The sequence below is a fragment of the Microbacterium sp. sgz311019 genome (assembly GCF_056135325.1).
The window spans coordinates 54,086-65,917 of sequence record NZ_JBWAXO010000012.1; the positions used below are offsets into that span (position 1 = coordinate 54,086).

The 11,832-nt window shown below is 70.3% G+C and carries 12 protein-coding genes; 4 read left to right on the top strand and 8 right to left on the bottom strand.

The window, feature by feature from the left end:
* Nucleotides 1-3: 3 nt before the first annotated feature.
* The 3 genes from AC0NZN_RS16955 to AC0NZN_RS16965 form a co-directional block, all read right to left on the bottom strand.
* Nucleotides 4-573, bottom strand: coding sequence for a dihydrofolate reductase family protein (locus AC0NZN_RS16955; RefSeq protein WP_474593498.1), 570 nt, complete (start codon nucleotides 571-573; stop codon nucleotides 4-6).
* Between the two features lie 170 nt (nucleotides 574-743).
* On the bottom strand, nucleotides 744-1,775 hold the full coding sequence (locus AC0NZN_RS16960) for an ABC transporter permease (protein WP_474593499.1): 1,032 nt from the start codon (nucleotides 1,773-1,775) through the stop codon (nucleotides 744-746).
* Nucleotides 1,772-2,743, bottom strand: coding sequence for an ABC transporter ATP-binding protein (locus AC0NZN_RS16965; protein WP_474593500.1), 972 nt, complete (start codon nucleotides 2,741-2,743; stop codon nucleotides 1,772-1,774). Before AC0NZN_RS16965 ends, AC0NZN_RS16960 begins: the two co-directional genes overlap by 4 nt.
* Nucleotides 2,744-2,845: 102 nt before the next feature.
* Between AC0NZN_RS16965 and AC0NZN_RS16970 the strand changes: the two genes are divergently transcribed.
* Nucleotides 2,846-3,283 (top strand): PNPOx family protein, encoded by a 438-nt coding sequence (locus tag AC0NZN_RS16970; RefSeq protein WP_474593501.1) that lies wholly within the window; start codon nucleotides 2,846-2,848, stop codon nucleotides 3,281-3,283.
* Nucleotides 3,284-3,337: 54 nt separating this feature from the next.
* Here AC0NZN_RS16970 and AC0NZN_RS16975 read toward each other — a convergent pair whose 3' ends face one another.
* Both AC0NZN_RS16975 and AC0NZN_RS16980 read right to left on the bottom strand, forming a co-directional pair.
* Nucleotides 3,338-4,144, bottom strand: a complete 807-nt coding sequence (locus tag AC0NZN_RS16975; RefSeq protein WP_474593502.1) for an isocitrate lyase/PEP mutase family protein — start codon at nucleotides 4,142-4,144, stop codon at nucleotides 3,338-3,340.
* 85 nt (nucleotides 4,145-4,229) lie between these two features.
* Nucleotides 4,230-4,985: a DeoR/GlpR family DNA-binding transcription regulator gene (locus tag AC0NZN_RS16980; RefSeq protein WP_474593503.1), complete on the bottom strand. Its 756-nt coding sequence runs from the start codon at nucleotides 4,983-4,985 to the stop codon at nucleotides 4,230-4,232.
* A 56-nt stretch (nucleotides 4,986-5,041) separates the two neighbouring features.
* Here AC0NZN_RS16980 and AC0NZN_RS16985 point away from each other — a divergent pair, with 56 nt between their 5' ends.
* Complete coding sequence (locus AC0NZN_RS16985) at nucleotides 5,042-5,425, top strand: DUF4406 domain-containing protein (protein ID WP_474593504.1); 384 nt, start codon at nucleotides 5,042-5,044, stop codon at nucleotides 5,423-5,425.
* Here AC0NZN_RS16985 and AC0NZN_RS16990 read toward each other — a convergent pair.
* From AC0NZN_RS16990 to AC0NZN_RS17000, 3 genes are all read right to left on the bottom strand, one after another.
* The gene (locus AC0NZN_RS16990) at nucleotides 5,412-6,839 is read right to left on the bottom strand and encodes an NAD(P)-binding protein (RefSeq protein ID WP_474593505.1); all 1,428 of its coding nucleotides are present in this window, start codon (nucleotides 6,837-6,839) and stop codon (nucleotides 5,412-5,414) included. The two genes, AC0NZN_RS16985 and AC0NZN_RS16990, sit on opposite strands and share 14 nt — an antisense overlap.
* Nucleotides 6,840-6,929: 90 nt before the next feature.
* The gene (locus AC0NZN_RS16995) at nucleotides 6,930-7,949 is read right to left on the bottom strand and encodes an alpha/beta fold hydrolase (protein WP_474593506.1); all 1,020 of its coding nucleotides are present in this window, start codon (nucleotides 7,947-7,949) and stop codon (nucleotides 6,930-6,932) included.
* A 35-nt stretch (nucleotides 7,950-7,984) separates the two neighbouring features.
* Nucleotides 7,985-8,380, bottom strand: coding sequence for a DUF6855 family protein (locus AC0NZN_RS17000; RefSeq protein ID WP_474593507.1), 396 nt, complete (start codon nucleotides 8,378-8,380; stop codon nucleotides 7,985-7,987).
* A 140-nt stretch (nucleotides 8,381-8,520) separates the two neighbouring features.
* Here AC0NZN_RS17000 and AC0NZN_RS17005 point away from each other — a divergent pair, with 140 nt between their 5' ends.
* Together AC0NZN_RS17005 and ppsA are read left to right on the top strand one after the other, a co-directional pair.
* Nucleotides 8,521-9,369, top strand: a complete 849-nt coding sequence (locus tag AC0NZN_RS17005) for a pyruvate, water dikinase regulatory protein (RefSeq protein ID WP_474593508.1) — start codon at nucleotides 8,521-8,523, stop codon at nucleotides 9,367-9,369.
* 45 nt (nucleotides 9,370-9,414) lie between these two features.
* Nucleotides 9,415-11,814: a phosphoenolpyruvate synthase gene (gene ppsA, locus AC0NZN_RS17010; protein WP_474593509.1), complete on the top strand. Its 2,400-nt coding sequence runs from the start codon at nucleotides 9,415-9,417 to the stop codon at nucleotides 11,812-11,814.
* Nucleotides 11,815-11,832 lie beyond the last annotated feature (18 nt).

The window sequence follows — 11,832 nt, forward strand, 5'->3', positions numbered from 1 at the left end:
CCCCTACGCCACGGTCAGGCGCAGGTACACGGCGCCGCTCTCGAACGGCTTCGTCTCCACGGGGTCGAGCTCGAGCGCGGTTCCCGCAGGGAACAGCGGCGTCCCGCCGCCGATCACGATGGGGTGCGCCACGATCCGGAACTCGTCGATGAGGCCGAGGGCGAGGAAGGAGTGGACGAGCCTGGGGCTGCCGTAGATCGCGATCGTCCCGCCATCCGTCTCCTTGAGCCGCCCGAACTCGGCCGCGAGGTCACCGCCGACGAGCCGGGTGTTGTTCCAGTCCGCCGACTCGAGGGTCGTCGAGACCACGATCTTGTCGACGGCGTTGACCCATTCGGCGTGCTCGCGCTCGGTCTCGGTGCTCTCGGCCGTGGGCTGGGCGCTCCAGTAGCCCGACATGCCGAGGTAGGTCTCCCGTCCGTAGACGGGCAGGTCGAAGTCCTCCTGGATGTGCTGCGCGTAGTCGGCGAGCTCCTCGGTGTAGGCGCGATGGGTCCACTCGAGCCCCATCCCCTCATTCGACGCGGCGTACCCGTCGAGGGTCATGTGCGCGAACGCGACGATCTTCCGCATGAGCGGTCCTTCCGGTGGGCGGGGCCGCCTTTCGGCCCCTTCACCTGTTCCGTCGAACGAGCGCGGCGGATTCGGACACGCCCCGGATAATCAGGTTTCGCTGCGGGGCCGGCTTGCGCGGCTTCTCGGCTGTCGAGCACCGTCCGCCGGCGCGAGGAGTCATCGCTGGGCTATGCGATGCGAGTGCCCCGCGGCAGCCGACGCGCGGGTGTACGCGTGCGCGATGCTCCCCAGAGCAGGATTCCGCCGGCGAGCAGGATCTGGATGCCGAGGCCGACAGCCCAGCTCGGCGTCGTGGTGGCGACCACCTGCTCGGGAGTCCGATCGAACCCGGTGGACTGCTGGCACCCGTCGTAGCGCACCTCGGTGACGGGGGCGATCTGCGCCTGGCGGACCCCCGCCTTGAGCCCGCTGAACGCATCACGCGGATAGCCGTTCTCGTCGAAGGTCGCGGGCGTCGCGTCGGCGAGGATCACGAACGGGTTGGCCGCGAGCATCCACCACACCTGATCGAAGCGCGGCTGCTCGGAGGTGTAGTGATTCCAGTCGCTGCAGCCGCTCGCCTCGTTGTTGCCGTCGAACACGACATCGCGGGTCTGGTAGGTGACCTCCGTGCGGATTGCGAGGCCGGAGAGGGCGAACGCGATACCGGTGCCGACGACGAGCGCCATCACGACGAGATAGGTGGTGGCCACGGAGAACAGCGGGCGGGCGAGGATGCCGCTGAGCCCCACACCGATCGCGGCGACGACGCCGATCTCGACGATCAAGACAGCGAGTGACACGAGGGCGACGGCCGGCGACACGCCGCCGACGATCAGTGCGATCACGATGAACGGCACCGCGACCACAGCGAACGCGAGGCCCGTGATCCACGCGGCGAGGAACTTGCCGAGCACGATCTCGGCGGTCGTCGCGAGCGTGACCTGCACGGGCGCCAGAGTCGCTGCATCCCGGTCTCCATTGATCGCGTTTCCGGCCAATGTCGGCGACACGAGCACGACCAGCAACAGCACGACGTAGATGATCACCGAGTAGACGACGACACCCGACTGCTCCTGATGTCGGGAGCCGGCGAGGGTCAGCAGCGTGACGATCAGCAGGACGAGGGCGAAGATCCCCAGCAGCACGTACCAGGCGACGCTGCGGACGCGCTGCGTCAGGTCCAGGGCGATCACGGTCCAGAGGCGTCCCGCGTTCACGAGGCCCTCTCCTCGGGCTCGTCTCGCGCGGCTGTCTCCGTCGGGGGCGCAGCCGCCTGATGGAGATCGAGGAACGTATGCTCGAGCGAGCCCATCGCCGGGCCGAATTCGACGACCGGGATATCTGCCTGGACGAGGGAGCGCAGCGCCTGCGCCGCCGCGTCCTCGCCGGTGAACGTGACCAGCAGATCCTGCCGGTCGACGTCGACCGCGGCGCCGAGAACGGATGCGACCCTCCTGCGAGCATCCTCTGCCGCGGCCCCTGCGACGCGCAGGCGCCAGGCGCGGGACGTGCGAGATGCGGCGGCGACCCGCTCGGCCGTCACGGTCTCGCCCGCGACGACGAAGACGGCCTCGTCGACGACCTCCTCGAGCTCGGCGAGGACGTGGCTCGAGACCAGCACTGTGCGGCCTTCGGCGGCGAAGCCGCGCAACATGCCACGCAATTCGACACGAGCCTGCGGATCGAGTCCTGACGCGGGCTCGTCGAGCAGGAGCACCTGCGGATCGTGGACGAGCGCACGCGCGAGCCCGAGTCGCTGCTTCTGGCCGCGAGACAGCACCCGGGCCGGTGAATCCGCGAGCGAGGCGAGGCCCACATGGTCCAGCAGTGCGCTCGCCCTTGTCGCCGCGTCCGCTCTGCTCACGCCGTAGAGGCGGCCCGTCGTCGTCAGGGTCTCGCGCGCCGTGAGCGACGGCCACGCACCGAGAGAATCCGGCATCCAGCCGATGAGCGCCCGCGCGCTCGCCGGATCGGCTATCGGATCGACGTCGCCGAACCGGATCGTGCCGCCGTCGGGTGCGAGGAGTGAGGCGAGCATGAGGAGCAGCGTCGTCTTGCCCGCGCCGTTGGGCCCGACCAGTCCGGTCACCCGCCCGGCGGTGGCCTCGAAGCTCATGCCGCGCACGGCGTACACGTCGCCGAAGGCACGATGGACGTTGTCGACGACGATGCTCGGCGCGGTCATGCCCCGACTCTAGGGTGCACGCCGACCATTTCTCCGCAGCTTGGTCGAATGAGGATGCCGCGTCCCCGTGCACCGTCGGGCGACGCTCGTAGACTCGCGGCCATGACCTCCCTGCTGAACCCCTCAGACCCGACGGATGCCAAGGCCCTGAAGATGCTCGAGGACGAGCTCATCGCGTGGTTCGTCACGACCGCTGCCGATGGCTCGCTGCGGGCCGTGCCCATCTGGTTCCTCTGGCAGGGCGGGCGGATGGTCATCATGAGCGAGCCCCGGACGGGCAAGGTCGCCGCCGTTCGGCGAGGTGCCCCCGTGCTCATCCATCTGCAGGCGGGCGGACCGTTCGGTGACGACGTCGTGATCCTGCACGGCACCGCCGAGATCTCCGAGCAGACGATGTCCGACTGGCTCGCCGAGAACAACGACGTTTACGTCGCCAAGTACGCCGAGGCGATCGAGTCCTACGGCACGCCGATGGAAGAGATCGCGGAGAAGTTCAGCACCGTGATCATCTTCACGCCGGAGCGCATCCAGGCCTGGTGAGCGCTCGCGTCGGCAGCGCCGCCCGGATCGCGTCGCGGTGGGCGTCGCAGCCGGTCAACGGGCGAAGCGGCGCTGCACGTCGGCGTAGCTGATCGCTCCGTCGAGGAATCCGAGCGTGCCCGATCCGGCGAGCTCCCGTGCCGCGCGCTCGAGCGCCGTGATCGCCACGCGCGCGAGGCTGCCACCGAGGCTGACTCGTCTCGCCCCGAGCGAGAAGAGCGTCGGCGCATCGATGATGGTCGCGCTGAGCCCGGCGACGATGTTGAGCGGAGCCGGGATCTCCGCCGCGAGCCGCCGGATGCTGTCCTCGTCGTTCACCCCAGGGACGAAGATGCAGTCCGCGCCGACGTCGAGGTAGCGGTGTGCACGCTCCACCGTCTCGCGGAACGGATCGCCCGATCCGCCCATGAAATAGGCGTCCGTGCGCGCATTGAGGACGAAGGTGCCGCGGGGAGCGGCATCCCGTGCCGCCGCCAGGCGGTCCGCGGCCTCATCGACATCGATGAGCGCTCCCTGCCGGGTGTCCTCGATGTTGCCGCCGACCACACCGGCCGCCAGGGCCCGCTCGACCGTGCGGCCGACCTCCGCGGCTGTGTCGCCGTAGCCCGCCTCGAGGTCCGCGGTCACCGGGACGCCGACCGCGGCAACGATCTCGGCGACCCGCTCGAGCATCGTCTCGAGGTCGATCGCACCGCCGTCGGGGACGCCGAGCGACCAGGCGACGCCGGCGCTCGTCGTGGCGATCGCCGGGAATCCGGCCTGCTCCAGGATTCGGGCGGAGCCCGCGTCCCACGCGTTGGGGAGCACGAATCCGGGTCCGGAGTGGAGTCGGAGGAACTCGGCGGCGCGCTCGTTCGGCATTTCAGACCTCGCATCCTTCGGGGTGCTCGCGCCTCGGCGAGCCGCCATACAGTGTGCTCCGGATCCGGAGCCGCCGCCATGCCGGTCAGGCGGCCGAGATCAGCCTCACGCCCCGGTCCAGGAGGTCGCGCAGGGTCGGGTCGCCCGCATCCGTGTCCGTCACGATTCCGGCGACCTCGTCGAGCGGCAGCACCGCATAGCGCGAGGCGGTGCCGATCTTCTCCTCGCTCGCGAGGACGTAGGTCTCCGCCGCTCGGCCGGCGAGCGCCCGCTTCATCGCGGCCTCCTCCGGGTCGCCCGTCGTGAGCCCCGCCGCCGAGTGGACGCCCGTGACCCCGAGGAAGAACTGGTCGGCGCTGATGCCGTTCGCGATCTCGACCGCGGCCGCCCCGCACGCCACCGCCGAGTGCTTGAACAGCCGCCCGCCGATGAGGAAGACATCTGCGGCGTGGTCGAGAAGCGACGCCGCGACCGTCGGGCTGTGCGTCACGATCGTGCACGAGAAGGTCTTGGGCAGGGCATCCACCATCGCGAGCGTGGTCGTTCCTCCGTCGAGGATGACCGTGCTGCCCGGCCGGATGAGGGCGGCCGCGGCCGCCGCGACCCGGCGCTTGCTCTCCGGCGCGACCGCCGTGCGCGCCGCGTAGTCGGCCACGGCGGGCGAGGCGAGCAGCGCACCCCCGTAGACGCGGACGGCGAGGCCGGCGGCGTCGAGCTCGCGGAGATCGCGACGGATGCTGTCCTCCGACAGTCCGAGCTCGGCCGCGACGTCCTTGGCGACGATGCGCCCGTCGCGACGCAGTCGCTCCTGCAACAGGTCCTTTCGCGCGGCGGCGAGCATCCGATTCCTTCCTGATCTTGCACGCTTCTGCATGTTCTTGCGATATCGTACCGCACATGAGCATGCCCATGATGATCCTGATCGCCGGTCCGTACGCGTCTGGGACCGATGGCGACCCCGCCTTGATGGCGCGGAACCTGCAGCGACTCGAGGAGGCCGCGTGGCCGATCTTCGAGGCGGGCCATGTGCCGATGATCGGCGAGTGGGTCGCTCTTCCCGTGCTGAGCAGCGCCGGCGCGGACGGCCCGACCGGCCCGCTGGCCGCCGACGTGATGTACCCGACGGCCGAGCGGCTCCTCCAGCACTGCGACGCCGTGCTGCGGCTGCCGGGCGCTTCGCGCGGGGCCGACCGGGATGTCGCGATCGCGCAGGAGCGCGGCATCCCGGTGTATCACTCGCTCGCCGAGATCCCCCGCCTCGTGACCGTCACACCGTCGTGAGTCGACGCGCCGACGCCGTGAGCAGCGTCTGCAGGTTGGCGACCGCGCCCGGGATCGCCGCGCGATAGCGCCGCAGCAGATCGAGGCTCACGTCGTCGTCCGGGGCGATGTCGCGCGTCAGCCGCGAGAACCGGTCGAGCCGCGAGGTCAGGAGCCACTCCCCGACGCGCGGGTCGGATCGCCAGGCGCGCTGGTTGGCGAGGTTCATCAGGGTCATGGGGATCCAGTCGGCCGGGTCGTCGGACATCGGGATGGGCCGGCACAGCGCGTTCTTCTCGGCGTCGCCCTCCACGGTCGCCTCGACATGCGCGATGAGCGCGGCGCTGAACACGGGCTGCAGCATCCTCACCATCTGCGGCGTGATCGTCCTCCCGGCGAAGATCGGCCTCGTCGCCAGCCGGGGCGCGCCGATCGCCGAGCAGTCGATGTAGAGGGCACCGGGAGTGGATGCGAGGTCCCCCTCGTCGAGCACGATCCGCTCGGGCTCGATGCGCCGGACCCGACCCCTCCGCACCACGTCGGTGATCGTCCGCAGCAGCTCGAGTTCGGCGACCGACAGGATCGCCCCGTGGAACATGCGCGGGGTGACCTGAGGGTCGAGGCGCAGAAGCTGCCCCGCATCCTCCATCCGCGCGAAGATCTCGTCGACGGTCGCCGCGGTCTCCGCGATCTCGGCCTGAACGGTCTGAGCCGCGAGCGCATCGACGGCGAACTCGCCGACGGGCTGCATGCCGGCGCGATTCTGGAACCACGAGTCGCGCGGCACGATCCACCGGATCATCCCGGCGGGCACGCCCGACTCGAGGAGCCACAGGCAGGTGTCGACGCCGGTCTTGCCGCCGCCGATCACGACGTATCCCTCAGGCGCGGCGGTCAGGTGCGCGAGGCCGTTCGGCGGGATGCAGCGCACCCTCGGCGCGACCGCGAAAGTCGGCGTGTGCGTGGCGGGAACCGACGTGCGCATGGCTGTCGCATCCACCACCTTCCGGCGCACCCGCACCCGGACGGATGCGCCCCCGAGCAGCGACTCCAGCCGGTGGACGCCGTCGACCTCGCCGGTGTGGTCGTGCGCGGGCAGGAAGCGCACGCGCCCCGACGCGACGAGGTCGGCCACGAGGCGCTCGTAGTAGGCGACGATCTCAGCACCCGACGCCCGCTCGAGGAAGCCCCGGTTCAGGGGTGAGGCGTCCCGGCGCAGCTCGTCGCCGAGCGGACGCGAGTCGACGCCGTAGTTCGCCGACGGCTGGTGCAGCCGCACGAACGGGTAGGCGTCGTTCCAATGCCCACCCGGGTTCGAGCGTCGATCGACGACGACGATCGACGCATCCGTCTCGGCGAACAGCACGTCGGCCACCGCCATCCCCGCGGCTCCGCCCCCCACGATCAGGTAGTCGGTCTCCAGCAGCTCATCCATGTCAGGTCCCCAGGCTCCGGCCCGCGTCTCGGGCTCGGTTCCATGGTCTTTCGCGTGGACGCCGGGCACAGCCGTGGAAACACGGCACTTTCAGTGGACGGAGGTGGCGTACCAGGCCGCGAGCTGGGCGCGCGAGCGCAGCCCGAGCCGCTCGCGGATGCGGTCCACGTGCGACTCGGCGGTGCGCTGGGTGATGTAGAGCCGCTCGGCGATCTGCCGGTTCGAGCACCCTTCGGCGACGAGTCCTGCGACCTCGAGCTGGCGCGGGGTGAGTTTCGGCGCGAAGCGCACGGTCGACCTCGGAAGCCCGAGACCCTGGCGCACGGCATCCACCACCGCGTCGACGTCCCCCACGAAGGCGATGTGCGCACGGCCGGGGAGCACCGTGAGCCGGGCGCCCGGAATGCCCTGCGCGAGGCGTCGGCCCTCCTCGACCGGCACGGCGCGGTCGCCCTCGCGATGGATGACGAGCGTCGGCGCCGTGATGCGGCCGAGGTCGTCGGAAACGTCCATCGCGTAAGCGGCGGCGAGGATGCGATGGGCGGTGTCGGCGGATGCCGCGGCCCGCTGCAGCGTCGCGAATGCGGTGCGGAACTCCGCATCCGCCCCGGGCGCGAAGATGTCGGTGAGCAGCTCCGACCCGAAGCCCCAATGCGTTCCGACGAGCTCGAGCACGTGCTCGCGGCCCTCCGGGTCGCCGAGCCGAGCGCCGTCCACCCACCCGCCGTAGAGCACGAGGCGGCGCACCCGATCGGGATGACGGGCCGCCCACCGCACCGCGAACTCCGACGACAGCGAGGTGCCGACGACATCGGCCTCGCGGGCGCCGACCGAATCCATCACGGCGTCGATGACGTCGAGCTCCAGCTCGGCGATGTCCGCCCCCTCGGGCGCCGGCCCGGACAGCCCGTTCCCGGGGCGGTCGTAGCGGACGAGGGTGCGGCCCGGGGCGATCGCCTCGGCGAACCGTCGCAGCGGCTCGAGCGCCCAGTCGAGCTCGATGTGCGACACCCAGCCGGGCAGCAGCAGCAGCGCCGGCCCGGATCCTGCGGTCGCGTAGGCGATCTCGGTGCCGTCGCTCAGTGCCACGCGGCCGATGCGCTGCTCCACGCCACTCATCATCCCGCCGCACGGGCGCGGGGAGGTCAGATCGCGCGCACCCGGTTGTTGCGCGCGTTGTGCTCGAGCTCGACGAGACCGAGGTGCTCGAGCAGCGGCGGGAGGTACATCCCGAACCGGCCGCGGTAGCCCTTGCGCAGGCCGTACCAGCCACCGACCGGGTTGTCGTCGGCACGGCCGAAGGCCTCGACCGTGCCGGGAGCCGCCGGCTTCTGCTCGTCGGCGGCGCCGAGCGGCACCCAGTCCCCCTGCTCGACGAGCCAGGCTCGCAGATCCTCGATCGCCCGCGCCTGGTACTTCAGCGTCGTCGACCCGACCTGACAGACGAGCTCGTCGCCGTCGCGGTACATCGTGTAGGCACTGGTCCCCGGCGCAGTCCGCAGCTGCCACGGGTCGTCGGGCGTGCCCTGGTTCTCGGTCATGAGCAGAGGGTATCGCCATGGCAACTCGCCGTCACCCGCCTGTGCGGCAGCATCCGCTTCTTGCCCATTCGAAAAGATCAGCAATCTTTTCGGCGTGATTCGACGCAAGGAGCCCGATGGCTTCGCGCTACAGTCAAAACATGACGGAATCGACGGCCTCGCCTCATGCCACGACCGCGACCGCCAGACGAGCGGCGTACTTCGTCTCGGACAGCACCGGCATCACGGCCGAGACGCTCGGCAACGCCCTGCTCGCGAACTTCCCCGGGTTCGTCTTCGTCAAGCACACGATCCCCTTCATCGACTCCGCCGAGGGCGCCGCGAACGTCGTCCGCCAGATCGCGGACGATGCGGCCGCTGGCCTCGACCCCATCGTCTTCCGGACCACGAAGAAGCGGTCCGTGAGCTCGGTCCTCTCCACGGCACCGGCGACGACCATCGATCTCCTCGGCGGCCACCTCACCGAGCTCGAGGAGGCCCTGGGCACCACCGCATCCGAGCAACTCGGCCAGTTCCACATGCTCGGCGACGCCACGCAGTACTTCGCCCGCATGCGAGCCGTGGAGTACGCGATCGAGCACGACGACGGCCAGAGCTCGCGCGCCCTAGACATCGCCGACGTCATCATCGTCGCGCCCAGCCGCTGCGGGAAGACGCCGACCACGATGTACCTCGCGCTGCAGTACGGCCTGCTCGTGGCCAACTACCCGCTCACCGATGAGGACTTCCCCACCGACGGTCTTCCCCGGCTGGTCGCCCCCTACGCGTCACGCTGCTTCGGCATCACGACCACGCCGCTGCGGCTGAGCCAGGTGCGGCACGAGCGCCGCCCCGACTCGCGGTACGCCAGCCTCGCCCAGTGCACCCTCGAGCTGCGCCGCGCCGAGGACCTCTACCGCCGCAATCGCGTCCCGTTCCTCAACTCCTCGACCAAGAGCGTCGAGGAGATGTCCGCGGTGATCCTGCAGACCCTCAGGCTCCGCGCCTGACCGGTCCTTCCCGGGCCCGACGACCCCCTCACGAAGGAGAACGCCATGAGCAACATCCTCTGGTTCGACGAGATCGGCATGGACGACCTGCCCCAGGTCGGCGGTAAGAACGCGTCGCTCGGCGAGATGGTCTCGAACCTCGCCGGCCTCGGCGTGCGCGTGCCGCGCGGGTTCGCGACCACGGCGGACGCCTACCGCCGGTTCCTCGAGCACGACGATCTGCGCGGACGCATCCGCGATGCGATCGCCGGCCTCGACATCGACGACGTGACGGCGCTCACGCACGTGGGCACGGAGATCCGCTCGTGGATCGCGGAGCATCCGATCCCCGACGATCTCGAGCGCGACATCCGCTCCGCGTTCGACACGCTCGTGACGACGGATGCCGAGCCCGACACGGTGACGTGGGCCGTGCGGTCGTCGGCGACGGCCGAGGACCTGCCCGACGCGTCGTTCGCCGGGCAGCAGGAGACCTTCCTCAACGTCGGCGGCGTCGACAACGTGCTGGCAGCGATCCGCTCGGTCTACGCATCCCTGTACAACGACCGGGCCATCGCGTACCGCGTGCACCACGGCTTCGCCCACGACGACGTCGCGCTGTCCGCCGGCGTGCAGCGGATGGTGCGCTCGGACGTCGGCGCGTCCGGCGTCATGTTCACCGTCGACACCGAGTCGGGCTTCGACCAGGCGGTGTTCGTGACGAGCTCGTACGGTCTCGGCGAGGCCGTCGTGCAGGGCGCCGTGAACCCGGACGAGTTCTACGTCTCCAAGCCCGCCCTGCGCGCCGGGCGGCCCGCGGTGCTCAAGCGCGCGGTCGGCGAGAAGGCCATCGCGATGCGCTACACCGACAGCCGCGAGGCGGGATCGAGCACGGCGTTCGTCGACGTGCCGGTTGCCGACCGCGCACAGTTCTCGATCACAGATGCCGAGCTCGAAGAGCTCGCCCGTCACGCCCTCGCCATCGAGGAGCACTACGGCCGGGCGATGGACATCGAGTGGGGCAAGGACGGCGTCGACGGCCGGCTGTACATCCTGCAGGCCCGCCCCGAGACGGTCGTCTCCCGGGTGTCGGCCAACGTCATCCGCCGCTTCCGCCTGCACGAGCGCGGCACGGTCGCCGTCGCCGGCCGCGCGATCGGCCAGCGCATCGGCGCGGGCCCCGTCCGCGTCCTGCGCGACATCGCGCAGATGAGCGACTTCCAGACGGGGGATGCGCTGGTCGCCGACATGACCGACCCGGACTGGGAGCCGATCATGAAGCGCGCCGCGGCGATCGTCACCAACCGCGGCGGCCGCACCTGCCATGCCGCGATCATCGCGCGGGAGCTCGGCATCCCCGCCGTCGTCGGCACGGGGGACGCCACACGCACGCTGCGGGACGGGCAGGAGGTCACGGTCTCGTGCGCCGAGGGCGACACCGGCTTCGTCTACGACGGCATCCTCGACTTCGCCGAGGAGGAGACGCACCTCGACGAGATGCCCGAGCCCCCGGTCAAGGTCATGATGAACGTCGGGACTCCCGATCAGGCGTTCTCGTTCTCCCGACTCCCGCACGCCGGTGTGGGGCTGGCCCGCCTCGAGTTCATCATCAATCGGCAGATCGGCATCCATCCCCGGGCGCTCCTCGAGTTCGACACGCTGCCCGACGAGCTGCGCGACGAGATCGCCCAGCGCATCGCCGCCTACCCCTCGCCGCGCGAGTACTTCGTGGACCGCGTGGTCGAAGGGATCGCGATGATCGCCGCGGCGTTCGCACCTGAGCCCGTCATCGTGCGGATGAGCGACTTCAAGTCGAACGAGTACGCCAACCTCATCGGCGGCGAGCGCTACGAGCCGCATGAGGAGAACCCGATGATCGGGTACCGCGGCGCATCCCGGTACATCTCCCCCGACTTCCGCGAGTGCTTCGAGATGGAGTGCGAGGCGCTGTCCTTCGTGCGCGACGAGATGGGCTTCACGAACGTGCAGGTCATGGTGCCGTTCGTCCGCACGGTCGGCGAGGGCCAGGCCGTCGTCGAACTCCTCGCTGAGAACGGCCTGCGCCGCGGGGTGAACGGCCTCAAGGTCGTGATGATGTGCGAGGTGCCGACGAACGCGCTCCTCGCCGACGAGTACCTCGAGTTCTTCGACGGGTTCTCGATCGGCTCCAACGACATGACGCAGCTGACCCTCGGGCTCGACCGCGACAGCGCCCTCGTCGCCGACACCTTCGACGAGCGCGACCCCGCGGTGCTGAAGCTCCTGTCCATGGCGATCGACGCGTGCCGGCGGCAGGGGAAGTACGTGGGCATCTGCGGCCAGGGTCCCAGCGATCACCCGGATCTCGCCGAATGGCTGGTCGAACAGGGCATCGAGTCGCTGTCGCTGAACCCCGACACGGTCGTGGACACGTGGCTGCGAATCTCGCGCACGGGTGCGGCGGTGTCATCGGGGGCCGAGGTATAGCGAACATTCAGCCGACCC

Excerpts from the sequence above, each read along its gene's own strand:
- AC0NZN_RS16955 (WP_474593498.1), bottom strand. The coding sequence starts at position 573 with ATGCGGAAGATCGTCGCGTTCGCGCACATGACCCTCGACGGGTACGCC.
- AC0NZN_RS16965 (WP_474593500.1), bottom strand. The coding sequence starts at position 2,743 with ATGACCGCGCCGAGCATCGTCGTCGACAACGTCCATCGTGCCTTCGGC.
- AC0NZN_RS16970 (WP_474593501.1), top strand. The coding sequence starts at position 2,846 with ATGACCTCCCTGCTGAACCCCTCAGACCCGACGGATGCCAAGGCCCTG.
- AC0NZN_RS16975 (WP_474593502.1), bottom strand. The coding sequence starts at position 4,144 with ATGCCGAACGAGCGCGCCGCCGAGTTCCTCCGACTCCACTCCGGACCC.
- AC0NZN_RS16980 (WP_474593503.1), bottom strand. The coding sequence starts at position 4,985 with ATGCTCGCCGCCGCGCGAAAGGACCTGTTGCAGGAGCGACTGCGTCGC.
- AC0NZN_RS16985 (WP_474593504.1), top strand. The coding sequence starts at position 5,042 with ATGAGCATGCCCATGATGATCCTGATCGCCGGTCCGTACGCGTCTGGG.
- AC0NZN_RS16990 (WP_474593505.1), bottom strand. The coding sequence starts at position 6,839 with ATGGATGAGCTGCTGGAGACCGACTACCTGATCGTGGGGGGCGGAGCC.
- AC0NZN_RS17000 (WP_474593507.1), bottom strand. The coding sequence starts at position 8,380 with ATGACCGAGAACCAGGGCACGCCCGACGACCCGTGGCAGCTGCGGACT.
- AC0NZN_RS17005 (WP_474593508.1), top strand. The coding sequence starts at position 8,521 with ATGACGGAATCGACGGCCTCGCCTCATGCCACGACCGCGACCGCCAGA.
- ppsA (WP_474593509.1), top strand. The coding sequence starts at position 9,415 with ATGAGCAACATCCTCTGGTTCGACGAGATCGGCATGGACGACCTGCCC.